This window comes from Actinotalea endophytica (assembly GCF_025717005.1).
Taxonomy (GTDB): domain Bacteria; phylum Actinomycetota; class Actinomycetes; order Actinomycetales; family Cellulomonadaceae; genus Actinotalea.
In genome coordinates, this window is record NZ_JAOVZU010000001.1 from 303,224 (window position 1) to 326,102 (window position 22,879).

General features: G+C 72.3%; 28 protein-coding genes and 1 tRNA gene. 16 read left to right on the forward strand and 13 right to left on the reverse strand.

Annotated elements, in window-relative coordinates:
* Positions 1 to 25 precede the first annotated feature (25 nt).
* The gene (locus OEB99_RS01440; RefSeq protein WP_263508273.1) at positions 26 to 1,210 is read left to right on the forward strand and encodes an RtcB family protein; all 1,185 of its coding nucleotides are present in this window, start codon (positions 26 to 28) and stop codon (positions 1,208 to 1,210) included.
* A gap of 111 nt (positions 1,211 to 1,321) precedes the next feature.
* On the opposite strand, the gene OEB99_RS01445 is transcribed toward OEB99_RS01440, so the two are convergent.
* The 4 genes from OEB99_RS01445 to OEB99_RS01460 form a co-directional block, all read right to left on the reverse strand.
* On the reverse strand, positions 1,322 to 1,855 hold the full coding sequence (locus OEB99_RS01445) for a hypothetical protein (protein WP_263507850.1): 534 nt from the start codon (positions 1,853 to 1,855) through the stop codon (positions 1,322 to 1,324).
* A 101-nt stretch (positions 1,856 to 1,956) separates the two neighbouring features.
* A complete protein-coding gene (locus tag OEB99_RS01450; protein WP_263507851.1) occupies positions 1,957 to 2,484 on the reverse strand; it encodes a GNAT family N-acetyltransferase in 528 nt (175 codons plus the stop codon).
* On the reverse strand, positions 2,481 to 3,179 hold the full coding sequence (locus OEB99_RS01455; protein ID WP_263507852.1) for a hypothetical protein: 699 nt from the start codon (positions 3,177 to 3,179) through the stop codon (positions 2,481 to 2,483). Before OEB99_RS01455 ends, OEB99_RS01450 begins: the two co-directional genes overlap by 4 nt.
* A 151-nt stretch (positions 3,180 to 3,330) precedes the next feature.
* Entirely contained in the window at positions 3,331 to 3,816 is a 486-nt protein-coding gene (locus tag OEB99_RS01460) for a PaaI family thioesterase (protein WP_263507853.1), read from the reverse strand.
* A gap of 116 nt (positions 3,817 to 3,932) precedes the next feature.
* On the opposite strand from OEB99_RS01460, the gene OEB99_RS01465 reads away from it, so the two are divergent.
* The 5 genes from OEB99_RS01465 to OEB99_RS01485 all read left to right on the forward strand — a co-directional run bounded on the left by OEB99_RS01465 (position 3,933) and on the right by OEB99_RS01485 (position 7,513).
* A complete protein-coding gene (locus tag OEB99_RS01465) occupies positions 3,933 to 4,925 on the forward strand; it encodes an alpha/beta fold hydrolase (RefSeq protein ID WP_263507855.1) in 993 nt (330 codons plus the stop codon).
* Between the two features lie 63 nt (positions 4,926 to 4,988).
* Positions 4,989 to 5,720 (forward strand): methyltransferase family protein, encoded by a 732-nt coding sequence (locus OEB99_RS01470; protein WP_263507858.1) that lies wholly within the window; start codon positions 4,989 to 4,991, stop codon positions 5,718 to 5,720.
* A 355-nt stretch (positions 5,721 to 6,075) separates the two neighbouring features.
* Positions 6,076 to 6,291: a hypothetical protein gene (locus OEB99_RS01475; protein WP_263507859.1), complete on the forward strand. Its 216-nt coding sequence runs from the start codon at positions 6,076 to 6,078 to the stop codon at positions 6,289 to 6,291.
* 70 nt (positions 6,292 to 6,361) lie between these two features.
* Positions 6,362 to 6,874 carry a hypothetical protein gene (locus OEB99_RS01480; RefSeq protein ID WP_263507860.1) on the forward strand — a complete coding sequence of 171 codons (513 nt, stop codon included), beginning with the start codon at positions 6,362 to 6,364 and terminating at the stop codon, positions 6,872 to 6,874.
* Between the two features lie 69 nt (positions 6,875 to 6,943).
* Positions 6,944 to 7,513 carry a hypothetical protein gene (locus tag OEB99_RS01485; RefSeq protein ID WP_263507861.1) on the forward strand — a complete coding sequence of 190 codons (570 nt, stop codon included), beginning with the start codon at positions 6,944 to 6,946 and terminating at the stop codon, positions 7,511 to 7,513.
* A 155-nt stretch (positions 7,514 to 7,668) separates the two neighbouring features.
* On the opposite strand, the gene OEB99_RS01490 is transcribed toward OEB99_RS01485, so the two are convergent.
* Positions 7,669 to 8,085 carry a type II toxin-antitoxin system VapC family toxin gene (locus OEB99_RS01490; RefSeq protein WP_263507863.1) on the reverse strand — a complete coding sequence of 139 codons (417 nt, stop codon included), beginning with the start codon at positions 8,083 to 8,085 and terminating at the stop codon, positions 7,669 to 7,671.
* Positions 8,082 to 8,330 carry a hypothetical protein gene (locus OEB99_RS01495; RefSeq protein ID WP_263507864.1) on the reverse strand — a complete coding sequence of 83 codons (249 nt, stop codon included), beginning with the start codon at positions 8,328 to 8,330 and terminating at the stop codon, positions 8,082 to 8,084. Before OEB99_RS01495 ends, OEB99_RS01490 begins: the two co-directional genes overlap by 4 nt.
* Positions 8,331 to 8,336: 6 nt before the next feature.
* Between OEB99_RS01495 and OEB99_RS01500 the strand changes: the two genes are divergently transcribed.
* The 4 genes from OEB99_RS01500 to OEB99_RS01515 all read left to right on the forward strand — a co-directional run bounded on the left by OEB99_RS01500 (position 8,337) and on the right by OEB99_RS01515 (position 10,490).
* Positions 8,337 to 8,798 carry a hypothetical protein gene (locus OEB99_RS01500; protein ID WP_263507865.1) on the forward strand — a complete coding sequence of 154 codons (462 nt, stop codon included), beginning with the start codon at positions 8,337 to 8,339 and terminating at the stop codon, positions 8,796 to 8,798.
* A 118-nt stretch (positions 8,799 to 8,916) separates the two neighbouring features.
* Positions 8,917 to 9,717, forward strand: a complete 801-nt coding sequence (locus OEB99_RS01505) for a TIGR04255 family protein (RefSeq protein WP_263507866.1) — start codon at positions 8,917 to 8,919, stop codon at positions 9,715 to 9,717.
* Between the two features lie 16 nt (positions 9,718 to 9,733).
* Positions 9,734 to 9,976, forward strand: a complete 243-nt coding sequence (locus tag OEB99_RS01510) for a hypothetical protein (RefSeq protein ID WP_263507867.1) — start codon at positions 9,734 to 9,736, stop codon at positions 9,974 to 9,976.
* Entirely contained in the window at positions 9,963 to 10,490 is a 528-nt protein-coding gene (locus OEB99_RS01515) for a hypothetical protein (protein WP_263507868.1), read from the forward strand. Before OEB99_RS01510 ends, OEB99_RS01515 begins: the two co-directional genes overlap by 14 nt.
* Here the strand turns inward: OEB99_RS01515 and OEB99_RS01520 are convergent.
* The 6 genes from OEB99_RS01520 to OEB99_RS01545 all read right to left on the reverse strand — a co-directional run bounded on the left by OEB99_RS01520 (position 10,475) and on the right by OEB99_RS01545 (position 15,398).
* Positions 10,475 to 11,887: a tyrosine-type recombinase/integrase gene (locus OEB99_RS01520; RefSeq protein WP_489667136.1), complete on the reverse strand. Its 1,413-nt coding sequence runs from the start codon at positions 11,885 to 11,887 to the stop codon at positions 10,475 to 10,477. The genes OEB99_RS01515 and OEB99_RS01520 overlap by 16 nt on opposite strands.
* Positions 11,888 to 11,991: 104 nt before the next feature.
* Positions 11,992 to 12,065: transfer RNA gene (locus OEB99_RS01525), tRNA-Gly, on the reverse strand.
* Positions 12,066 to 12,823: 758 nt separating this feature from the next.
* The gene (locus OEB99_RS01530; protein ID WP_263507870.1) at positions 12,824 to 13,117 is read right to left on the reverse strand and encodes a GNAT family N-acetyltransferase; all 294 of its coding nucleotides are present in this window, start codon (positions 13,115 to 13,117) and stop codon (positions 12,824 to 12,826) included.
* 117 nt (positions 13,118 to 13,234) lie between these two features.
* Positions 13,235 to 14,002, reverse strand: coding sequence for an ABC transporter permease (locus OEB99_RS01535; RefSeq protein ID WP_263507871.1), 768 nt, complete (start codon positions 14,000 to 14,002; stop codon positions 13,235 to 13,237).
* Entirely contained in the window at positions 13,999 to 14,742 is a 744-nt protein-coding gene (locus OEB99_RS01540; protein ID WP_263507872.1) for an ABC transporter ATP-binding protein, read from the reverse strand. The genes OEB99_RS01535 and OEB99_RS01540 overlap by 4 nt, the downstream gene beginning before the upstream one ends.
* Complete coding sequence (locus OEB99_RS01545; RefSeq protein WP_263507874.1) at positions 14,739 to 15,398, reverse strand: TetR/AcrR family transcriptional regulator; 660 nt, start codon at positions 15,396 to 15,398, stop codon at positions 14,739 to 14,741. The genes OEB99_RS01540 and OEB99_RS01545 overlap by 4 nt, the downstream gene beginning before the upstream one ends.
* 62 nt (positions 15,399 to 15,460) lie before the next feature.
* On the opposite strand from OEB99_RS01545, the gene dcd reads away from it, so the two are divergent.
* The 6 genes from dcd to OEB99_RS01575 all read left to right on the forward strand — a co-directional run bounded on the left by dcd (position 15,461) and on the right by OEB99_RS01575 (position 20,372).
* Positions 15,461 to 16,036, forward strand: coding sequence for a dCTP deaminase (gene dcd / locus OEB99_RS01550; RefSeq protein ID WP_263507876.1), 576 nt, complete (start codon positions 15,461 to 15,463; stop codon positions 16,034 to 16,036).
* Positions 16,037 to 16,039: 3 nt separating this feature from the next.
* Complete coding sequence (locus tag OEB99_RS01555; RefSeq protein ID WP_263507877.1) at positions 16,040 to 16,513, forward strand: Fur family transcriptional regulator; 474 nt, start codon at positions 16,040 to 16,042, stop codon at positions 16,511 to 16,513.
* Between the two features lie 125 nt (positions 16,514 to 16,638).
* Positions 16,639 to 17,667, forward strand: coding sequence for an energy-coupling factor ABC transporter permease (locus OEB99_RS01560; RefSeq protein ID WP_263507878.1), 1,029 nt, complete (start codon positions 16,639 to 16,641; stop codon positions 17,665 to 17,667).
* Positions 17,668 to 17,669: 2 nt separating this feature from the next.
* A complete protein-coding gene (gene cbiQ, locus OEB99_RS01565; RefSeq protein WP_263507879.1) occupies positions 17,670 to 18,449 on the forward strand; it encodes a cobalt ECF transporter T component CbiQ in 780 nt (259 codons plus the stop codon).
* Positions 18,446 to 19,312: an energy-coupling factor ABC transporter ATP-binding protein gene (locus tag OEB99_RS01570; RefSeq protein WP_263507880.1), complete on the forward strand. Its 867-nt coding sequence runs from the start codon at positions 18,446 to 18,448 to the stop codon at positions 19,310 to 19,312. The genes cbiQ and OEB99_RS01570 overlap by 4 nt, the downstream gene beginning before the upstream one ends.
* Before the next feature lie 34 nt (positions 19,313 to 19,346).
* Positions 19,347 to 20,372 (forward strand): hypothetical protein, encoded by a 1,026-nt coding sequence (locus OEB99_RS01575; RefSeq protein WP_263507881.1) that lies wholly within the window; start codon positions 19,347 to 19,349, stop codon positions 20,370 to 20,372.
* Between the two features lie 159 nt (positions 20,373 to 20,531).
* On the opposite strand, the gene OEB99_RS01580 is transcribed toward OEB99_RS01575, so the two are convergent.
* Positions 20,532 to 22,814, reverse strand: a complete 2,283-nt coding sequence (locus tag OEB99_RS01580; protein WP_263507883.1) for a (Fe-S)-binding protein — start codon at positions 22,812 to 22,814, stop codon at positions 20,532 to 20,534.
* Between the last annotated feature and the right edge of the window lie 65 nt (positions 22,815 to 22,879).

Consider the following 22,879-nt stretch of genomic DNA (forward strand, 5'->3'; position numbering starts at 1 on the left):
CACCGCCGACCTGGGAGGAGAAGGCATCGTGACGCGGCACCTGTCCGAGTCGTTGATCTCGTGGGCGTCGATCCTGGAGGACGACACCCGTGAGCAGGCGCTTCGCACGAGCGCGATGCCGTTCGTCTACCCGCACGTCGCCCTGATGCCCGACGCCCACCTGGGCAAGGGTGCGACGGTCGGGTCGGTCATCCCGACCAGGGGCGCGATCATCCCGGCCGCGGTCGGCGTCGACATCGGGTGCGGCATGGACGCCGTCCTGACCCAGTGGACCAAGGACGACGTGGCTGCGGCGGGGGCTCCGCTGTCCGCGCTGCGCGAGGCGATCGAGGCACGCATCCCGCTGTCGGCGGGCGTCTACAACCGGGCGCTGACCGGCACTGCGTCGGCGCGCGTGGACGCGCTCGCCGAGCAGGCGTCTGCGCTGGAGATCCCCGACCCCGCGTCGGTCGTCGGCAACTGGGCGCTGCAGCTGGGCTCGCTGGGCTCGGGGAACCACTTCATCGAGGTGAGCCTGGACGAGCAGGACCGGGTCTGGCTGTTCCTGCACTCCGGTTCGCGGGGTGTGGGCAACAAGATCGCGCAGCACCACATCGCGGTCGCCCGGCAGCTCATGGACCGGTACTTCATCCGGCTCGCGGACCCGGACCTGGCCTACCTCGTCGAGGGCACCGCCGAGTTCTGGGCGTACATCCGTGCGCTGCGCTGGGCGCAGGAGTTCGCCCGGCAGAACCGGGCCGAGATGATGGACCGGGTCGTCGACGCCACCGCCGCGTTCATGGGCCAGGACGTCGAGCGCCGCGAGGCGATCTCGTGCCACCACAACTACACCGAGCAGGAGACCCACTTCGGCAAGCAGGTCTGGCTCTCGCGCAAGGGCGCGATCGACGCCCACGAGGGTGTCATGGGCCTGATCCCCGGCTCGATGGGCACCCGCTCGTACGTGGTCGCGGGCAAGGGCAACAAGGTCGCACTGTGCTCTGCGCCGCACGGTGCCGGGCGCGAGTACAGCCGGTCGCGGGCGCGCCGGACGTTCACGTTCGCCCAGCTCGAGGAGGCCATGGAGGGCATCGAGTACCGGCGGACCGACGCCTTCGTCGACGAGATCCCGGCGGCGTACAAGGACATCGACGTCGTGATGGCCGACGCCGCGGACCTGGTGACGGTCCGGCACGAGCTGCGGCAGATCGTGAACGTGAAGGGCGACTGACGCCGGCTCGTGTCGCTGTGCGGGTGGCGTCACGGGGTGAGTCGCGCCACCCGGCGCCGGGAGGGCGAGCGTGTGGGGGCACCGGCCGATCGGTGCCCCACACGTGGTGCGTCAGTTGTCGAACGCGAGGGCGCCCGGTCCGCAGATCACGTAGGCGTGCAGCGTGTGGCTCACCACGTCGCCGTTCGAGACCGAGACGTGCCAGTCGTGGAGGTTCGCACCGGGGGCGTCCTCGTAGATCGGGGTGACCGCGCTCCCGCCTTCGACCCAGGCTCCGCCGCCGTAGGCGTAGTCGCCCGGCTGGCACACGATCGTCACGCTGTCGTCCTTGCGTTGCAGCAGGTAGGCGGCGAGCAGGAACTCGAGCGTGTTCCCGAGGGTCTGGTAGACCACCGTCGGGTCGTGCAGCAGGGCGTCGACGTTGAACGGGAGCACCCCCGTGCCGAGCAGCAGGTCGGCGATCGCCGCGCCGACGGCCCAGCGCATGTCCCCGAGGCACAGGACGGCGGCCGCGAACCCGGCCGGCAGCCATGCGACCTCGACACCTCCGGGGTAGTAGAGGGCGCCGCCCGCCATGGCGAGCAGCCAGTAGCCGAGGCCCAGGCCGAGGGTGCCGAGCACCAACCGAGTGCGGTCGGAGGTCACGGCGGCGGGCCCACGTCCGGCGTGGCCACGCAGTCCATGCCGGGATGGTAGGCACGGCGGAAGGTCCTGCGGGAGGTCCCGGCGGTGCGCGCGATCGAGGGTCAGCAGGCGGGTGGGGATGCGTGCCACGGGCGCGTGGCGAGGTCGACCCCGAGGTAGACGTGGTCCGGGTCGCCCTCGCCCGGAGGCCAGGGTGCGCTCCGGAAGCCGAGCCGTCGGTACAGCCGGAGAGCGGCGCGGTTGTCGCGGTGCGGGTCGACCTTGGCTCGTTCGGCACGTCCCCCGTCGGCGAGCTCGTCGAGCACCGAGCTGAGGCCGAGCGTGCCAAGGCCACGGCCACGAGCGCCGGGGGCGAGCTTGATGTCGACCACGGCGACCGGGCCGTCACCCGTCGCGTAGTAGGCCTCTCCGCAGAAGCCGAGCTCGTCGTGCTCGATCACCCGGTGCTGCCGATCCGGGTTGGATGTCAGCGCGCGCCACCACGCCGCCATGGCGTCCTTGTCGACGCCGAGGCCGTCGGGGAAGCCGACGTAGGTCATCACGGCACCGTCGTTCCACAGCGACGCGAGGTCGTCGAGGTCGGCCGGCGTGGTGGGGCGAACCCGGGCCCCGGGGATGCTCGCGGTCACAGTGGAACGCCGCGAGCGCGCGCGTTGATGGCCGCTGTGAGGCCGCTCGGGGTGTCCGAGGTGAGGGTGACGGGGAGCGTACCTGGCTCCGGGCCGGGCCCGAACTTGGCCTCGAGGGCGTCGAGGTGGCGCTCGATCGCCTCCTGGTGGCGCTCCACGAAGCCACTCAGGCGGCGTTCGACGAACGCCTCCAGCCGGCTCTCGCCGGGCTCCTCCCCGTCGGGTCCCAGGAGCAGCGGGACGATCTGGCCCGTGAAGACGATCTCGATCGGGGTCTGGGTGGTGAAGGACAGCCTCCCGTCGGGAGTGCTGCGGCTCGGCGTTCCCTCGGCGGCGGACACGACGTCCGTCCAGGCGACCGTCCGGGCTCGGTGGCCGAGACGGCGCGCCCAAGGGGACGGTGTCAGCACGAGGCCGTCCGGCCGCGCCACGACGTCCACCGTCGCGTAGAGGGACAGCCAGCCCAGGCCGCGCCGAGCCGGACCGAGCAGCTCCTGGCGCCACTCCCAGATCCGGGCGCGCCACACGCCGTCGTCGACTCGACGTCGCGCAGCGGCACGGCTCCACAGCTGGCCGGCGAGCACGGCGCCGAGGACCGCGACGAGGAACAGCCCGAACCCGGGATCGAAGACGAGGAGGGCAACCGTCCCGGCGGCGAGGACGGTGGAGCCGAACCAGACGTTGACCTTCTTCACGAAGCCTCCGGGAAGCAGCCGAGGCGACCGGCCGGCGACGCCCCCGGCCCGCATCATCCCACTGAGGGGCGGGCCCGCGGCCCGAGCCGACGAACCCCGGGGCCGGGCCGCCCTCGGGCCGCTCGCACGACGTGGGACGTGGCCCGCGCTCTCACGCGTCGACCACGGCCAGGGTGCAGCGCGAGAGGCATACCAACCTGTTCTCGTCGTCGCAGATGCGGGCCTCCCAGACGTGGAGACGACGGCCCAGCGAGATCGGCCGGGCGGTGCCGACGACCCAGCCGGTCGTGACCGGCCGCACATGGTTGGCATTGATCTCGACACCGACGCACGCCCTGCCAGGTCCGACGACGAAGGTCGCCGCGAAGCTGACCAGGGTCTCCGCGAGGAGCACCGAGGCGCCGCCGTGGAGCAGTCCGAACGGCTGCCGGGTGCGGTTGTCGACCGGCATCCGTCCGGTCAGGTGATCGGTCCCCAGCTCGGTGAGCTCGATGCCGAGGTGGTCGATCACGCAGCCGGCGCCCGCTCGGCGCGCGGCGTCCAGGTCAGGCCGGCCGTGCCAGATCGCCCGCTCGGGCGCTCCGCCCGGGGTTGGGCGTGTGTCCGTGAGGTGAGAGGTGGCGGTGTCGTGAGTCATGTCCCCATGCTGGCGACGGGCGCCGGTGGGATGAACCGTGGATCTACCCCAGTTGCCGGGGTGGCTGTTTACTGGGCGGCGTGGCGTCGCGCGACCAGCACGTGGGGCGAGCGCCGATGGCTGGCGGGACACGGGTGGCCTTCGCGGTGAGCGGCAGCGGTCCGCCGCTCCTGGTGGCGCCCGGGTGGTTGAGCAACCTGGAGCTGGACTGGTCCATCCCCGCCCAACGGCTCTTCTACGAGTCGCTGTCGTCCGGGCGCAGCCTGGTGCGCTACGACCGGCCGGGCTGTGGCCTGTCCGACCCGTACGACGGGCCGCGAAGCGTCCAGCACGAGCTGGACACGCTCGCCGCCGTGGTCGCGGCGCTGCAGGTCGAGCGGTTCGACCTGTTCGGGTGGTCGCTCGGCGCCCCCGTGGCCGCAGCGTGGGCGGCCGCCCACCCCGAGAGTGTCTCCCGCCTGGTGCTGTACGGCGGCTGGGCCTCCGGCGCAGCGATCGGCGACGACGCGAGCCGGGAGCACGTGCTCGGCCTGCTCGCCACGCACTGGGGTCTCGGCTCGGATGTGCTGACCGAGCTGTTCGCTCCCGACGCGGACCCGGGCACTCGCCGCGTGCTCGCCGAGTACCAGCGAGCGTCCTCCTCGGCCGAGACGGCGGTCGCCCTGCTGGGGCTGGCCTACCGGCTCGACGTGTCCGAGTCCGTGCCGCACGTCCAGGCGCCGACGCTGGTGCTCCACCGGGACCGGGACCGCGCCGCTCCACCGGAACAGGGCAGGCTCCTCGCCGCGCAGATCCCCGGCGCCCGGCACGTCGAGCTCACCGGTCGCTCACACCTGCCGTCGATGGGCGACTCCCGTGCCGTGGTCGACCAGGTGCGGCGCTTCCTGCGGCTGCGTCCGCTGCGAGCGGCGGCGCCGATCGGACTCACCGCTCGGCAGGCCGAGGTCGCGTCCCTGGTGGCGCAGGGTCTGACCAACCGCGAGATCGCCGAGCGGCTGCAGATCAGCGAGCGCTCCGCGGAGTCGCACCTGGAGCGGATCCGCGACCGCCTGGGACTCCGCTCCCGCGCCCAGCTGGCCGCGTGGTACACCGCCCAGCACTCACCGTGACGGGCGCGAACTGGGGCGTTTCCACGCCTGCCAGGGCCCGCGCCCGGCGCGCAGGCTGTCCGCGTGCCCCGACTCCTCCTGCGCGTCGTTCCCGCCCTCGGCTGGGTGGGATTCGCCTTCGTCACCGTGTGGACGATGGTCTTCTTGACCGGTCGCGGGCTGCCTCGCACCGTCGATGGACCCCACCGGGTGGGCACCACAGCAGCCGTCGCGACGGACCTCGGCCTGCTGCTCCTCTTCGCAGTGCAGCACACGGTGATGGCCAGACGCGGGTTCAAGGCCCGGCTGCGCATCCCGCCCGCCCTGGAGCGCTCGGCGTACGTCCTCGCCACTGACGTCGTCCTCGCCGTGCTGCTGGTGTGCTGGCAACCGTTCGGCGGCAGGATCTGGCACGTCGAGGGGCCGCCGGCGGCCGGCCTCTGGCTGCTCTACGCGGCCGGTTGCGTCCTGGCGATCGCCGCCACCTTCGCGGTCGACCACTACGAGCTCATGGGGCTCCGCCAGGCCGGATGGTTCACGCGGTCCGGAGCGTCGTCCGTCGACGCGTTGCACGTCGGTGGCCTCCACGCGCTCGTGCGGCACCCCCTGATGACCGGCCTCCTCGTCACCGTGTGGGCCACCCCCTCGATGGGCGCCTCGCACCTGCTCTACGCGTCCGGCGCGTCGCTCTACATCTGGATCGGCACCTGGTTCGAAGAGCGGGACCTGCGCCGCGCGTTCGGCACGGCGTACGACGCCTACGCCGCACGGGTCCCCGCCATCGTGCCGCGACTCGGCAGCGGCGTCGGGCGCTAGGAGCGTGGAGGGACGTCGTTGACCCGACTGTCGAGCGTCTCGGCGCGGAGCGCCCCCGGGAAGTTCTGGAGCGGGTGACGGGAATCGAACCGGACCCGCCAGCAACGTGCCCGGGAGAACGGCCAGCACCTACCCATACGTGTGCCCCGCGACGACCAACATGGGCGATGACGGCGATCTCGCTGACGAACAGGATGCGGTGCCGTGCGTCACGAAACGAGCGCTCGGAGCCGGCACAACGTCGCGACCCGGCCGCGCAAAACGACCCGACGACGACAGGAAGCCGATGTGCGCGCGTTCGCCATGACCGGTCGCTGGCCGCCCTGGGGCTGGACACGCCACCTAGGCTCTTCTCGTGGCGGCTATCGAGCGGCGGCTCGCTGACAGCTTTTGGGACCTTCGAGATGACGCGTATGACCACCCCGATCGCTGGCGCGGGCTGACGGCTGAAGCGCTCTTCCAACACCTCGCGGAACTCGTCGAGCAAGCGGAGGACCGCGGACAGCCGATTGACTGGCAGGGCATAGCGGAGCGCATGATCGCCCGGCGCGTGACCGAGGCTGGGCTGTAGACGGGTACGCCGGAGCGAACGGTCATGGCCGCAGGCCGCCAACACTCCGCGCCACCTCGGTCGTACCGCCATGCTGGACGCCGTGGAGATGGCAATGAATGCGGCGATGGAGCCGATCTTCCGGGTGGCGGACGCGGACACCTTTGAACCGGGCCTGCCCCCTGACCTGGAGGAACTGGTTCGGGCCGGGCTCGTCTGCTCCGGTGGGCGCCTCTACCTCGCGCGCCCGGAGCACAAGACGCCCCCGCCGGGCCATCTTGATGCCTTCGAGTCCGAGCTATGGATGAACAAGGTCCACCTTGACACCCGGACACCCGCGTCCGACCCGTCCTGGCGCATCGAGCTGCTGCGCCATGGGCTGACCGTCGCCAGACGTCTACTACCGCAGGCCACCACCCTCACGCAGCTGCCCGTGCAGATCGTCATCAGCCTCCAATCCGCCCCCGACGCGCTCGACCCCGAGACCGACTTCGCCACAGGAGCAGTGCACCTGGCACTCATCCGCTCGGCACACGACGACTTTGCCACAGGCATTGCGGACTTTGAGCAACCCGTCCTGGCCATGACGGCGACCGCGAGGTGAGCATCCGCTCATGCCGCAGCGCGCGCGCCCTCGTCGCCATGGCTGCCGCGGGTGGAGGATCGTCGTGTGGTGAACCGCCTGAGCCTCGTTCCGGGGGAGTCCGCGAGTCACGGACTGCACTTCTGGGAGCCGATGGTCGACGGGCGGCCGTTGCGTGCGGTCCTCACCGATGCGCCCGGAGACGAGTCGGCGGACCGGGTCGTGGGTGACAATGTCGCGGTCTTCGTGCACAGCTGGCCGGTCGGGATCCCGAACGATGTCTACGTCCTGCTCGGCGAGCAGCCGCCCGAGCTCGCAAACGGTCGGATCCCGATCTTCGTGTGCGCGGAGTGCGGCGACCTGGGCTGTGGTGCGCTGACCGCGGAGGTCGAGTGGACCCCGACGACGGTGACCTGGCGGAACTTCGGCTGGGACGTGAACTACGAGACCGACGACGAGGAGGAGGACCTCGTGTTCGCCGGGCCGCTGGTCTTCGATCGAGATCAGTACGAGACGGAGCTGCGGCGCTTCATCCATACGTTCGATCAGGTGAGGGACTCATTGCCTGCCCACCTGCACCCCGCGACCCGACGCGCCGAGGCTCGGGCATCTCGGGAACAAGGTCGCGCGCGACGCCGTCGACGGTGGCCCGTCCGCTGAGCGCCGGTGGCCGTGCGGTCATGCAGTGGTCCGCGCGTCTCGGCACACCCATGGTCAGGAGCCAGGTGGGATGTCCGCTTCCTCGCCTTCTCCGTCGTGCGTCCAGATCTGGATCGTGCTGCTCAAGGGCGCAAGGCCCGGAACCTGGCCGCGCGTCAGGCGAACGGGTCGATGAGCGTCAGGCCGGGGATGCCGGTGAAGTCGGCGGTGTTGCGGGTGGCCAGGGTGGCGTCCTGTGACACGCAGGTCCCGGCGATCTCGGCGTCGGCGAGGCTGATCGGCCGCCCGGCCTTCTCGCGGTGGACCAGGACGGTCGCGGCCGCCTGGGCGGCGGGTACGTCGTAGACGAGGATCGTGTCGGCGTAGGCCTCGAGCAGCTGGTGCCAGCGGTCGGTGAGGGTGCGCTGGCGGCGTCCGGCCGGCAGGCGGCTCAGGCCTCGCGCGATCTCCTGGACGGTCACGACGCTGATAGTCACCTCGCTCTGGTCGAGCGCGGCCGCCCAGGTGAGTACGCCCGGGTGGGGCTGGTTCTTCATGAGCTCGGAGACGACGTTGGTGTCGGCGACGATCACACGAGGTCCACCTCATGCGAGGCGTCGGTGCGCTCCGGCAGGTCGAGATCGACGCCGCCGTCAGCCCCGAACGACTGGTGAAGCGCGACGAGGATGTTCGACTCGGGACGGCCCGTCGTGGCGTCGAGGATGGCGTGGAACTCAGCCTGCACAGCCAGCGACCGCGCCGAAACCAGCCCGATCGCTGTATGAGGCACGCGCCGCTTCGTGATCGGCCCTCGATGGGCAGGCGGTCGTGCGACCATCGAGCGGTGCACAGGCTGGTCTCGCTGTGGTCGCGGGAGTCGACCGGGGTGGTCGAGCTGGTCGACGCCACCTGGCAGGACGGGGTCGAGTGGCGGCCCGGCGACACGTGGACAGCCTGCTGGGGGCCGTCACTGGTCGCCGACGCACCGCCATACCCGGGCGTCGCGGTCCGCACTATCGACTCCAGAGACGCGCCCCGGACTGCCCTGCGGGTGGAGGTGCAGCACACCGCCCCCGAGGGCCGCCTCCACCGGGTCGCCACCACTGTGATTCGGATCGGTTCCGCTGGCGCCTACCTCAGCGTCGGCGCCACCAGCCTTGAGGTCCCTCTCGCCGGCGGCGACTACGACACCGAGGTCTGGGTCGACGCTGCCGAACCTGAGCTCGTCACCCACGTCGGGATCTGGCTACGCGCAAGGACGGGTGAGTGGCCACCCGCCGGGCGCGGGTCGCCGCTTGCACTTTGAGGCCCACCTCGTGCTGCCCCACTCTGCACTTCGCGTACCGGGCCCGCCTGCCCTGCCGATGACAGGGCGTACGCCTAGACTTCGGGGGACGCTCCCGAGTGGGGTTCGCGTCTGCGCGTTGGAGGGACGCATCATCGATCGCACTTCAGGCCCGGAGTGGACCGCCCAGCTGCCGGGCTTCGTCAATGGCCACCGCTACGCGAGCGTTCCGATCGAGGAAGCGCTCGTCGAGGTTCACTGCGCCCAGCCGGAGCAGTTTGACGTGCGTCGTCTGGGTGCGCTCTTTGGCGCAAGCGACGGATTCCCGAAGGCCGAAGAACAGGTAGAGGTGTCGGGCGGTGTCGGCGTGGAAGAAGATCGAGTCGAGTCTGATTTCCACAAGAACGTCGTCGGCTACCGATTCCGTCGTTCTGACGACCAGCGGGCGATCCAGGTCCAGCCGAATCGTCTGGTCTTCAACTGGCTGCGGCCCTACGAGAGTTGGGACGCGCTCCTAGGTGAGTTCGAGCCCGTGTGGGAGCGTTACGCCAAGGTCGCCGAGCCGACACCCGTCGTTGCTGGTGTGCGCTATATCAATATCATTCGGGTTCCCAAGCCTCAAGTGGAAATCGGCGACTACCTTCGCATCTCGATTGACGTGCCACCATACTTGCCGCAATCGGTTGCGTCGCATTTTTTGCAGGTTGAGATACCTTTCGGGGATGGAACGACTTCTCGAATCGTCTCGAGCCTGGTCGACTCGGGTGAGCCAGGCAAGCAAGCGTTGCTGCTCGACATCGGTGTCCAGCAGCGGCTGCACGGCCACGGGGATGAAGTTCTCCGTGAGTCCCTCGACAGGCTGCGTGTCGTCAAGAACTATGTCTTTGAAGCCTGTATCACTGACGCAACGAGGGGGTTGATGGACGATGGCACTTGCTGAGGTTCTGCCAGGACCTATGCACGACTACCTCGAAGAGGACACCATCTCGGCTGAGTCAATCGCTGTTCGCCGCAGCCTCCGTCACAGCGTCCGGGGCGCGGTGTTCTGGGTTGGCGTGGACCAGAGCACGGTTGTGACCTTCCGCGGAGCATCGCTGCCGGCGAGCATGCGTGGTGCGATCGAGTTGGTTGACGCGGACAACCACGGCTACCCCGTGGTGCACATGGTTCCGGTCGTAGAGTCTGATGACGAGTGGTGATGCACCGCTCTCACTGACGGAGTCGCCCGGGCGGGTCCTGGATCAGGGGGACGTGTTCCTTGAGGTGCCGGTTCTGGGCTCTGTCGGGACACCCGTGCAGCACGCCTTCGCAGACGAGTCTGGCCCTGCGATCCTGTTGACGCATGGCTGCATGCTCGACAAACCCTCGAGCGACGGGACGCGCCCGCGGATCGAGTACCTCCAGTTCAGCCGCATCCGGACAGTTGTTGACCTGAGCTCTGAGCGGCAGGCACTCCTCAGGAGGAACGATCCGACACCCTATGAGGTTCTCTATCTTGGAGAACTGCCAGGAATCGGTGAGTGCTATACATCGTTCCTCGAGACCTACCACGTTGCGGCCTCGTTCTTTGATCTGCATTTCGTCGCGGAGCTAGAAGGTAGGAGCGCCGCATGCGGCGCCAACGACACAAGAATTGCATCGCTCGGCGCCCCCCAGCGCGCTCTCTTGACGAAGAAGCTGCCAGCCTTCTGGACTCGTCAGGTGCCCGACTGAGGCAACCGAGGCTTCTTCTGGCGCGACCTCTCCGGAAGCCAGTCCGGACCTCGGAGTTGGTCATCGAGAAGTCGAGCGATCCGGCGCTGGGCGTCGTCCGCGGCGTGCTGGTAGTGCAGGGCGGCGCGAGGCGTGGAGTGGCCGGCGCGCTGCATGAGCTCGGGCAGGGTGGCGCCGGTCAGGGCGACGAGGGTCATCGCGGAGTGGCGCAGGTCGTGCCAGGTGAGGTCGTCGCGGCCGACCGCGCGGCGCGCGCGGTGGAACATCGTCGTCCGGTGGCCACCGGTGAGCGGGCGGCCGTTGCTGGTGCCGAAGACGAGCGCGTCGCGGCCGGCCGGAGTGAACCGGGCCATGTGGTCGGCGAGCGCCTCCACGGCGGCGGTCGGCAGAGCCACGGTCCGGACGCCGGCCCGGGACTTGGTCGAGGAGAACCGGCCGCCACCCGTGCCGGGCCGGGACAGCGACTGCTCGACGCGCACGGTCCCGGCACCGAGGTCGACGTGCTTGCGCTGGAGGGCGAAGAGCTCGCCGGCGCGCAGGCCGCTGAGGAACGACACGACGACCGCGGCGCGGTAGCGTTCGGGCATCGCGTCGGCCAGGGCCCACAGCTCGTCGGGGGTCAGGACGCGGCGCTCGCCACGGTGGCGGGAGTCGCGTTGGCTCGCGCCCTTGATCGCGCAGGGGTTCGCCGGGATGAGCCCGTCGGACACCGCCTGGGCCATCCCGGTGTGCAGCAAGCGGTACGCCTGCGCAGCCTCGGTGTGGCCGAGGTTGGGACGAGCGGCGCGATCGTCGGCCACGACGCCACCCGTCGCCTCGAGCCACGCCTCGCGTAGCTCGGCCGGAATGCGCCCGGTCGCCGCGACCGCTCGCCCGCCCTCCGCCGCCCAGGCGCGGATCGCCGCGTTGACCCGTGTCGGAGTCGACGCCGCCCGCTGCCACCGCTCACCAGCCCGTCGCCCAGCCTCCGCCAGCACCGCCGCGTCCCACTCGCGCACTGCGGCCGGCGTCACCGACGCCAACGACTGCTCCCCGAGCCGCACCACCCGCGGGCGCGCACCGCCCACCACAGGCACCCCGGCGTCGATCCACCGCTCCAGCAGCCGCGCGTACAGCGCCCGCGTGCTCGGCGCGAGATCACCCCTCGTCGCGATCCACCCGCGGAACCACTCCCCGAGCGGCTGCTCGCCCAACCGCGGGTCGTGCCACACCCCACGCGCCATCCGCGAGACCTCGTGGGCCAGGGCCTGGTCGGCCTCGGCCTTCGTCGGGTACGTCCCCAGCGTCCGCATCGCCCCGTCGGGACCGGTGTACCTCGCTTGCCACCGGCCCGAGGGCAGCTTGCGCACGGCTCCGGAAGCGCGGCGGTGTCGGCGGGAGGTGGTCGAAGCGGTCATGATCGGGACCCCATCCTTATGGCACGTTATGGCACGGCCGACCCGCTTAAGGGTCTCAGGGAGGTCCGACAGAGCCTCGAAATCGCTCTGACCTGGGGAAATACTGGAGCGGGTGACGGGAATCGAACCCGCGCTATCAGCTTGGGAAGCTGATGTTCTACCATTGAACTACACCCGCAGACGCCCGCCGAGGCGGTCGTGCGCGGTCGATCATACCGGTCACCTGCGGCGCCGTGTGACCTCCCCCGGACCCACCGCCTGCGGATCGGCACACGCGTCCCGTCCAGGTGACGCGCTCCGGCCGCGTGCGGCTTCGCGGGCTCCGCTGCGCTCGAGCCGGCATAGGCCCTCCGGCTCAACTGCGGTGTTCCGTGTGTCACGCCGCGCGCGCGACGGGGCGGTCCGCCGGCCGGACGCGGCGTCCACAAATTTCGTCCACAGCCCTGTGTGTGCAAATACGCACGAGGCCCACGGGTCTGTGGATGGAGGTGTGGAGGGGAATCGGACCAAAGGGACACCCGCCAAGGGGGTTGTGAGCCCGGTTCCAGCGCACTAGAACAATCTCCATCGGCATCACCGCCGGCCGGTGCAACGGGGCAACCCGGACCGTCGGGTGGTGGCGATGCTGGGCCGACCGGAGAACGGTGGACGGCTCGCTCGGGTGACCGGGTGAGCGGCGGACGGTGCCGCTTGAGTTCATACGGACCGGAAGGCTGATCGTCACCGGCCTGGTTCCGTGGCAACACGGGCCCGGTTCGGCGCATCGCCGGAGCGGGGCGGTCGGGCTCACGGGCCTGACGTCCGACGATCGCGCGAGGCCCTCGGACGCTTACTCCGAGGGCCTTCGTGCTGTCCGGCCTCGGGCGCCTCCGTGGCGTCCGGGCCCAGCGGTCCGGGCTCGGTTGCCCCCATGTCGTCCGGGCTCAGACCGCGGCCTCAGACCGCGACGCGCGCCGCTTCGGGGTTCTTCGCCAGGTAGCTCCGCACGAACCCGCAGCGCGGCTCGACCGCGAGACCGCGGGCCGCGACGTCCGCCAGCGCCTCGCGCACCAGGACCTTGGCCAGGCCTCGGCCGGCGAACGCCTCGTCGATCTCGGTGTGCGTGAAGATCATGCGGTCGTCGAGCGGGGTCACCGACGCGTGGCCTGCCATGGCGCCGTCCACGGTGATCAGATAGGCGCTCTCGGGCTCGTCGTACCGGACCCGGACGTCGCTGGTGTCGTCGCTCACGGGCACGACCCTAGGGTGCGTGGCGTTCGCGCGCCGGTGCGCTCGCCGCCCGGACACCGGTCGGCTCGGTGCCCGGACACCGAGCCACGCCCAGCGCGCAGGTCCCGGCGGTCCGCGTCACACGAGCTCGGAGCGCTGCCAGCGGCGCGCGGCGGCCCACGTGCCCAGCAGTCCCACCGGGATCGCGAGCGAGAGCTGCAGCGGTGTCACGACCGCCGCGGCCTCCGGCCCGCCCATGCCGGCCCACATCGACGGTGCCGCGTACGGGAACCAGGCGCCGGCGCCGGCGATCGTGACCAGCTGGGTCACCACGATCAGGCCGATCAGGGTCGAGATCCCGGACAGATAGCCGCGCAGCCGGGTCGACACCCAGGCCAGCGGCATGGCGAGGAAGGTCATCAGCAGCAGGATCGTCGCGAGCTTCGCGGCCGAGCCCACCGTCTCGATCCCGGGCACACCCAGCCCGAGCGCCAGCCCGAGCGGCAGCGCGACCAGCATCGAGAGGGCCCCGCACGCCAGTGCCCACACGGTGGTGACCGCGACCTTGGCGACCACGGTCTGCCACGGTGGGGTCGGCAGCGCCAGCAGCGATCCGACCGTCCGGTCGGTGAACTCGCGGCCGACCACCCAGCTCAGCACCACGCCGATCGCGAGCAGCGCGGCGACCGACATGAGCTCACCGAGCATGCCGAGGTAGGCCGCCCAGCCGGTGCCGATGATCATCGGACGCACCTTGAGCGCCATCGGAGAGTCGCCGCCGGAGCGGGCAGCCCACATCATCCCGGCCGCGGCCAGCGGGATGACCAGCGCGAGCACCGCGCCGGACACCTGGGCCGCCGGGGAGCGGACCAGCTTGAGCCCTTCGACCTCGAGTGTGGGCCTCATGCCGCCTCCTCCGCGTAGACCATGGCGAAGAACTGCCGCTCGAGGTCCGCGCTCTGCGGGTCGAGCGTGCCGACCACCCGGCCGCGGTGCAGCACCGTGATCCGGTCCGCCAGGCGTGCCATCTCGTCGAGGTGGTGGCTCGAGACCAGCGCCGCGGCGCCGCGCGCGACCGCGTCGGCCAGCCAGCGGCGCACCCGGACCACGCCCGCGGGGTCGAGCGCGTTCGAGGGCTCGTCGAGCACCATGAGCCGCGGTTCGTGCACCACCGCGCAGGCCAGCCCGACCCGCTGCCGGTTGCCCAGCGAGAGGGTCTGGGTGCGGCGGTCGGCCCAGTGGTCGAGCGCGAGCTCGGCCAGCACGCGGTCCGCGGCCGGACCCGCGGCGGGCCGGGCCAGGCCGTGCAGCAGCGCGGCGCAGCGGACCGTCTCGCGCACCGTCAGCTCGGGGTAGGCGAACGGGGTCTCGATCAGGTGACCGACCCGGCGCCAGGTCGCCGGCGGTGCACCCAGCGGGTTCACCGGGCCGGCGCCGACGTCGAGCCGGACCGAACCCGCGTCGGCCCGCAGCATGCCGAGCGCGATCCGCATGAGGGTGGTCTTGCCCGCACCGTTCAGGCCGACCAACGCGTGGATCTCGCCGGGCTCGAGCGTGAGGTCCACGCCGTCCAGGGCCTGCTCGGGTCCGAACGCGCGGCGCACGCCGGTCATGGAGAGCACCGGGGCGGTGAGCGGCGCGGTCACGGCCGGGTCTCCTCGGAGGCATCGCCGAGCCGTTCCGGCGCGATCCGCTCGAGGGTGTCGAGCACCGCGGCGGTGAGCGACGTCGCGGTGTCGCCCGCGCCCCACTCCAGCATGGTCGCCATCACCGCACCGAGGCAGGCGCCGGTGCCCGCGACCGCGTCGGCGCGCGGCGAACCCGACGCGACCAGGGCCTCGATGATGACGCGCTGGCTCTCGATCGTGTTCTGCCAGGTCTTGGCGAGCAGCGCGGGGGTCCGGGCGACCAGGGCGACCCGGGCCTGGGTCTCCAGGTCGACCGACAGCGGCGCGCCGGCCATGGCCGCGTGCATGCCACGGCGCACGCGCTCGTAGGCCGGCAGCGACGTCGGCTGCGCGGCGACCGCCTCGGCGAGCAGGGGGTCGTAGGGGTCCTCGACGATCACCGACTCCTTGGTCGGGAAGTGCCGGAAGAACGTCATGTGGGACACGCCGGCCGCGGCTGCGATCTGCTCGACCGTGGTGGCGTCGAAGCCCTGGCGCACGAACAGGTCGAGCGCGGCGGCGCGCAGGCGCTCACGGGTGCGCTCGGCGCGGCTCGAGGAGGAGGCACTGCTCGGGGCTGCGCTCGCGCTCCCGCTCGCGGAGGCACTGATGTTAGTGACTAACGTTTCGTCCACGAGGTGGATGTTAGTCACTAACGCTTGGCGCGGTCAACGGGTCCAGCCGCTAGCGTGACCCCGTGCTGCTCTCCGACCGAGACATCAGGGCCGAGCTCGACACCGGACGCATCGCGCTCGACCCGTACGAGCCGGTGATGATCCAGCCGTCCAGCATCGACGTGCGCCTGGACCGGTTCTTCCGGCTGTTCGACAACCACAAGTACGCGGTGATCGACCCGGCCGAGGACCAGCCCGAGCTGACCCGTCTGGTCGAGCCCGAGGGTGACGAGCCGTTCGTGCTGCACCCCGGGGAGTTCGTGCTCGGCTCCACGTACGAGACCGTGACCCTGCCCGACGACATCGCCGCCCGGCTCGAGGGCAAGTCCTCGCTCGGCCGGCTCGGGCTGCTCACGCACTCCACCGCCGGCTTCATCGACCCTGGCTTCACCGGGCACGTGACGCTCGAGCTGTCCAACGTCGCGACGCTGCCGATCAAGCTCTGGCCCGGCATGAAGATCGGCCAGCTGTGCTTCTTCCGGCTCTCCTCGCCCGCCGAGCAGCCGTACGGGTCCGCCGCCTACGGGTCGCGCTACCAGGGCCAGCGCGGGCCCACCGCGTCCCGCTCGTTCCAGAACTTCCACCGCACCAAGGTCTGACCGATGGCGGGGGCGGGGCGCCCGGAGGCGCACCACCACGAGCACACGCACGACGTGGTCGGCTCACCGGTCGCCGCCCTGCGCTCGCACGGCCTGCGCGCCACGGCTCCCCGGTTGCGCCTGCTCGCCGCGATGGGCGGCCGCGACCACCTCACGGCCGAGGCGCTGCACCGGCTGGTCGACGCCGACGGCGGTGACTCGATCGCCCTGACCACGGTGTATCGCACGCTCGAGTCGCTCGAGCAGGCCGGGCTCGTGTGGGCCACGCAGGTCCCCGGCGTCGGCCGGAGCTACCACCTGGGCACCCATCCCCCGCACGCGCACCTGTACTGCCGGGTCTGCGGCACGATCACCGACCTGCCCGGGCCCACCGACGACGCGTGGCGTGCGGGCGTGCCCGAGGGCTTCGAGGTGGAGCACGTGCAGCTGACCGTCGAGGGCCGCTGCGCGGAGTGTGCGGCGGCCGGGCTGGGATGAGGCGGGTGCCGGCCAGGGCGACACTGCGGCCAGGGCCGCCTGCGGGGCCGCCGGGCGGCGCCGGCCGCGCACCCGGGACCTCCGCCCTCTTGCAAGTCATGTGCAACTAGAAGACGATCAACATCGTGCACGTCCCCGACGGGTTCCTCGACGTCCCCACCTCGATCGCCACCGGCGCCATCGCAGTCGGAGCGGTCGGCGTCGCGCTGCGGCGCGCGGAGCGGGAGATCGCCGAGACCGGACCCGCGCTGCCCGGCCTCACCGCGGCCTTCGTGTTCGCCGCGCAGATGGTGAACTTCCCGGTCGGCGCCGGGACCAGCGGGCACCTGCTCGGCGGTGCGCTCGCCGCGGTCCTGGTGGGTCCCTGGACCGGGATGCTCGTGCTCACCGCCGTGCTTCTCGTGCAAGGCCTGCTGTTCGCCGACGGCGGGCTCACCGCGCTCGGCACCAACGTGGTGAACATGGCCGTGGTGGGGGTGCTGGTCGGCTACCTCGTCGCGCGGCTCGTGCTGCGGTGGCTGCCGCGGCGCGCACGGAGCGTGGTGCCCGCGGGCGCGATCGGTGCGTTCGTGTCCGTCCCGGCGGCGGCCATGTCCTTCACCGTCCTGTACGCGATCGGTGGAGCGGTCGACATCCCGCTACCCCGGCTCGCCGGCGCGATGCTCGGCTGGCACCTCGTGATCGGGGTGGGCGAGGCGGCCATCACCGCTGCGGTGCTCAGCGCCGTCGTCGCCACCCGGCCCGACCTGATCTACCTCGCACGCCACCTGCCGGCCGAGGCGCGCGCGGGTGAGCCCGCGGTAGCGCCCGGCCCGACCGTCAAGGTCCGCACCGGCGCCCGGCCGCTCGCGATCGGCAGCGTCGTCACCCTCGTGGTCGCGGGCGGGCTGAGCCTGTTCGCCAGCGCCGACCCGGACGGCCTGGAGTACGTCGGCGAGGCGATGGGCTTCGGGACCGCGGCTCGCGACTCCGCGGCGGCGACGAGCCCGCTGGCGGACTACGCCCTCAGCGGCGTCGCCGACCCGTGGCTGTCAGGGTCCGCGGCCGGCGTGATCGGTGTGCTCGTCACCGTGGCGCTCGGCCTGGCCGCCGCAGCCCTCGTGGTTCGCCTGCGTGGCCGCAGGGTCCGGCCCGAGCCGAGCGGCGTCGGCTGACCGTGCCGGGCCACGACGCCCCGACGGACGGCCTGCTCGTCGTCGTCGACAGCCCGGTGCACCGGCTGCCGGCCCAGACCAAGGTCGTGGCGGTCGTGGCCGTCGTCGCCGTGGTGGTGCTCACCCCGCGCGGCGCGTGGTGGGTGCTCGCGGCGCAGGGCGCGCTGGTCGCCCTGACGGCCACCGTTGCCCGACTGCCCGTGCGGCTCGTGCTGCGACGCCTGCTGGTCGAGGCGCCGTTCGTGGTGTTCGCCGTGCTGATGCCGTTCGTCGCCGAGGGCCCGCGCGTGCAGGTCGGGCCGTTCAGCCTGTCCCATGCGGGTCTGATCGGCGGTGGGACGGTGCTGGTCAAGGCCACCATCGGCGTGCTCGCCGCCGTGGTCCTCGCCGCGACGACCGGGCCGCGTGAGCTGCTCGCCGGGCTCGAGCGCCTTCGGCTGCCCGCCGTGCTCGTCGCGATCCTCTCCTTCATGCTGCGGTACGTGGGGGTGATCGCCGACGAGCTGCACCGGGTCCGGGTCGCGCGCGAGGCGCGGGGCGGCGGTCAGGGCGACCGTGCCGGCCTCGCCGCGGTCGCCGGCGGTGTCGGGACCAGGTTCGTGCGCACCTACGAGCGCGGGGAACGTGTGCAGCAGGCCATGCTCGCGCGCGGCTACACCGGCCGGATGCCCGCGCTCGGGCGCGGCGGTGCGACGACCGCGCAGTGGGCGCTCGCGCTGGTGCTGCCGACCGCCGCGCTGATGGTCCTGCTCGTCGGGCTGGCGATGACGGTGCCGAGGTGAGCGGGGTGCCGAGCGACCTGCCGGGTGGCTCGCCCGGGGCCGCGGTCCCGAACGGCGCGGCCGGGGACCGGGGTGGCGCACCGGACGTGGGGTCCCCGCCCGCCCTCGACGTCCGCGCCCTCGGCTTCGCCTACCCCGACGGGCGCACCGCGCTGCGCGACGTGAGCCTGCGCGTCGAGCCGGGCGAGCGCGTGGCCCTGCTCGGCCCGAACGGTGCCGGCAAGACGACCCTCGCGCTGCACCTCGACGGGATCCTCACGCCGGCCCACGGCGAGGTCCGGGTCGGCGAGCTCACGGTCGAGCGCTCGACCCTGGCCGAGGTCCGCAGGCGCGTACAGCTCGTCTTCCAGGACCCCGACGACCAGCTGTTCTCCCCGACCGTGCGCGACGACGTCGCGTTCGGCCCCGCCAACCTCGGGCTCCGCGGCGCCGAGCTGGCCGAGCGCGTCCTCGAGGCGTTGGACGCGGTCGGCATGGCCGAGCACGCCGACCGGGTGCCGTACCACCTGTCGTTCGGCCAGCGTCGCCGCGTCGCCATCGCCACGGTGCTCGCGATGCGCCCCGACGTCCTCGTGCTCGACGAGCCCACCTCGAACCTCGACCCTGCCGGGCGCCGCGAGCTCGGCGAGATCCTCGACTCGCTCGGTGCCGCCCTGGTGATCGCCACCCACGACCTGCCGTTCGCCCTCCAGCTCTGCCCGCGCTCGGTGGTCCTGGACGACGGCGCCGTGGTCGCCGACGGTCCCACGGCCGACCTCCTGGCCGATGCCGACCTGATGTCGGCGCACCGGCTCGAGCTGCCCTACGGGTTCGACCCGCGGTCGGTCCCTCCGGCCCGCGACCCGCGGGTCGGGCGTCCTTAGCGCGCACGCAACACGACGGACCTAGCATCACCTCGTGCCAGCACCGCTCGATCTCGATGACGCCGCCGCCCACCACCTGCTCGTGCTGGCCGCGGACGTGCTCACCGACGACATCGAGGTGCTCGCGTTCAGCCGGTTCCCCGCCGCCCGCTGGGAGAGCAACGCCGACCCGGGCACGTCGCGCGGCCGCCCGCGCCCGCCCGGGACGCTGCGGCTGACCCGGGTGTCGTCGCTGGAAGGTCCGTACGCGATCGACCGCGACGTCCGGGCCGCTCTGGGCCTGCCGCCCGCCGGCGTGGTCGGCTACCTGGTGCGCGGGCCGCGTGAGCGCGGCGACGAGGCGTGGCCGGGGTCCGCGGACCGCGACGGCATCGCGCGCGCGTTCCCGGCGGGGCTGCCCGTGCGGGACGAGGGACGCGTCATCGTGTGGCTGGTCGCTGCCGCGCGGCGGCTCGGCGGTGCCGTGCGGGTTGCCGGGTCGGGTGCGGTGCTCGTCCCGGACCCGGCCGCCGCGGTCGACCTCACCGTGTGGAGCGACATCTGGCTCGACCCCGACGCGGGCTTGTCCGTGGCCCGGACCGCGGTGCCGCGCGCCCGGCTGGACGCCGAGGTGCCGTGGGAGGGTCCACCCCAGGGCACCGGCATCGTCGCGGCCTACGGTGCGGAGGACATGGACCCGATCGACCGGGCCGTGCTGCACACCGCAGCCGAGGCCTACGACATGGCCGTGCTCGAGAGCGGTGTGCCCCGCGACGCGTACGGCATGCTCGCCGACCTCGACCACGACGGCATGCTCGCGGTGACGGTGTCCGGCGAGACCGAGGTGCCGACCGTGCTGGCCGATGTCCCCTGGGCGAAGCGCGGGGCGATCGCCTACCGCGTCAGCTGGGAGCCGGAGTCGCTCGAGGAGCTCGGCATGGAGCACCCGCCGGTCGAGCACCGGGTCGCCCGCGGTCGCGCCGCCCCCCTCGTGGCCGCGCTCGCCCGTGCCCTGCACGGCGCCGTCGGCGGCGAGATCACCGACATGATGGGCTTCGTCGTCGACCCCGCCGACCTCTAGCCCCGACGCCCCCGCGACCCGTTCCGCCGACTTCGCTGGTCAGGCTCGAGTTCGCTGGCCCTGCCCAGCGAACTCGGCGACACCCAGCGAACTCGCGGCTTCGGGCTGCGGGTTCGGGCCGCGGGTTCGGGCTGCGGGTTCGGGCCGCGGGTTCGCGGGCTAGGGGGTCGGGGGGCGGCGGACGGAGTCGAGGAGGATCTCGGCGACGTCGCGCACCACCGGGGCGCCCTCGCCGCCGGCGGCGCCGCCGAGCATCACAGTGCAGTAGGGGCACGCGGTCGCGACCACCTCGGCGCCGGTGTCGGTCGCCTCGGCCATCCGGTCGTCGGCGATCCGCCGGCCGGTGGTCTCCTCGAGCCAGACCCGCGCGCCCCCACCGCCGCAGCAGAAGGCCCGCTCACCGCTGCGCGGCATCTCCGCGACGGTCGCTCCGGCGACCTGGAGCAGTGCGCGGGGCGGGGAGTAGATCTCGTTGTGCCTGCCCAGGTAGCACGGGTCGTGGTACGTGATCGTGCGCTGGTCGGGCGTCACCGGGGTGAGGCGGCCCTCCGAGACCAGCGAGGCCAGCAGCTCGGTGTGGTGCAGCACCGAGTAGCGGGCACCGAGCTGCGGGTACTCGTTGGCGATCGTGTTGAAGCAGTGCGCGCAGGTCACCACGATCCGGCGGGCCTTGGCCGCGTCGAGGGTCTCGATGGTGGCGTGCGCGAGCTGCTGGAACAACGCCTCGTTGCCGGCCCGCCGCGCGGGGTCGCCGGTGCAGGTCTCGCCGTCGCCGAGCACCGCGAAGCTCACGCCCGCGACGTGCAACAGCTCGGCCACCGCCCGAGCGGTCTTCTGCGCGTGGTCGTCGTACGCGCCCGCGCAGCCCACCCAGAACAGGCAGTCGAGGCCCGAGACGTCCTCGACGTCCTGGCCGACCACGCGCACCGGGAAGTCCAGCGGCTCGGCCCATGCCAGGCGCTTGCGGGCCGGCAGGCCCCACGGGTTCCCGCGCCGCTCGAGCTTGGTGAGCATCTGGCCCAGCTCGGTCGGGAACGTCGAGGCCAGCAGCACCTGGTGGCGACGCAGGTCGAGGATGTGGTCCACGTGCTCGATGTCGACCGGGCACTGCTGCACGCACGCCCCGCACGTGGTGCAGTCCCACAGCGCCTCGGGGTTCACCACGTCGCCCACCAGGGACAGCACGTCGGTGCCGGCGTGACCGGCGCTCCCGGTCGGCAGCAGCGGCACGTGCCCGGTCGCCGTCGTCGCGCCGGTCGGCTCGGTCGCCGCGTTGGCGCCCGGGGTCAGCCACGGCGACGTCGCGTACGCGTGGTCGCGCAGCGCGGTGACCACCAGCTTCGGGGACAGCGGCTTGCCGGTGTTCCACGCCGGGCACTGCTCGGTGCACCGCCCGCACTCGGTGCAGGTGGACAGGTCCAGCAGGCCCTTCCAGGTGAAGTCCTCGACGCGCCCGACCCCCAGCGTGAGGTCCTCGGGCAGGTCCTCCAGGGTCGTGAGGTCCAGCGGCTCGCCCGCCCGGTCGCGCAGCGGGGCCGCAGCGCCCAGCGCCGGACGACCGTCGGCGCGACGCCGGGCCCACACGTTCACCACGGCGAGGAACCGGTGCCACGCAACACCCATCGCGGGCCGCCGGCCGACGGCCACCATCCAGGCCATCGACACCACGATCTTCACGGTCGCGAGCACGACGACCGCGGCCTCGAGGGTCCCGGGGTCGACGCCCTGCAGCGGCCCGCCGAGCCAGCCGGTCAGCGGGAAGTGCAGCGGCGTCGGCAGGGAGCCCGGCGCGGCGTCCAAGGTGAGCGGTGCCGTGCTCGACCCGGCCTCCGACGCCAGCGCGAACTCCAGCGCCCGCAGCCCGAGCACCGCCACGACCACCGCGAGGATCACACCCTCGACCAGGTACGCCTGCCCCGCGTTGGACCCGAAGAACCGCGACGCGCGGCTGCCCTCCGGCCCGATCAGCTCGCCCTCGGGCCCACGCCGCGCGGCCGACTCGGGGGACACGGCGTCCTCGCCCCACCGCGGCTTGTGCCGCTGGCGCTGCACGATCAGCGTGACGATGCCGAGCAGGCCCGCCCATGCGAACACCTCGACCGCCCACTCGTACGGCGGCCAGGTGCCGATCCACGGCAGCACGAAGCGCGGGTCCACGATCTGCCCGTACCCGGAGACCAGCGTCAGGAACAGGACCGGGAAGGACACCATCACGACCCAGTGCGCCGCACGGATCCCGGGCCGCAGCCGGAATCGGCCATGGCCGAGCAGCAGGCGGACGGTCAGCCAGGTCCGGCGGCCACGCTCGGTGTGCCGGTCGGGCGCCGGGCCGCCGCGCCGCACCGTTCGCGTGATCGCGACGGCACCGCGGGTGAAGGCCACGACGCCGAGCACGGTCGCGGCGAGTGCGAGCACGAGCGCCACCAGCTGGAGTCCGGACACGGCGCCACGCTAGCGGGTCGGCCCCGCGGCGCCAGGAGCCCGCACCGCTCTCCGGCTCCGCGAGT

Excerpts from the sequence above, each read along its gene's own strand:
- OEB99_RS01480 (WP_263507860.1), top strand. The coding sequence starts at position 6,362 with ATGCTGGACGCCGTGGAGATGGCAATGAATGCGGCGATGGAGCCGATC.
- OEB99_RS01510 (WP_263507867.1), top strand. The coding sequence starts at position 9,734 with ATGCACGACTACCTCGAAGAGGACACCATCTCGGCTGAGTCAATCGCT.
- OEB99_RS01465 (WP_263507855.1), top strand. The coding sequence starts at position 3,933 with ATGGCTGGCGGGACACGGGTGGCCTTCGCGGTGAGCGGCAGCGGTCCG.
- OEB99_RS01495 (WP_263507864.1), bottom strand. The coding sequence starts at position 8,330 with ATGGTCGCACGACCGCCTGCCCATCGAGGGCCGATCACGAAGCGGCGC.
- OEB99_RS01515 (WP_263507868.1), top strand. The coding sequence starts at position 9,963 with ATGACGAGTGGTGATGCACCGCTCTCACTGACGGAGTCGCCCGGGCGG.
- OEB99_RS01555 (WP_263507877.1), top strand. The coding sequence starts at position 16,040 with ATGGCGGGGGCGGGGCGCCCGGAGGCGCACCACCACGAGCACACGCAC.
- OEB99_RS01520 (WP_489667136.1), bottom strand. The coding sequence starts at position 11,887 with ATGACCGCTTCGACCACCTCCCGCCGACACCGCCGCGCTTCCGGAGCC.
- OEB99_RS01460 (WP_263507853.1), bottom strand. The coding sequence starts at position 3,816 with ATGACTCACGACACCGCCACCTCTCACCTCACGGACACACGCCCAACC.
- OEB99_RS01535 (WP_263507871.1), bottom strand. The coding sequence starts at position 14,002 with ATGAGGCCCACACTCGAGGTCGAAGGGCTCAAGCTGGTCCGCTCCCCG.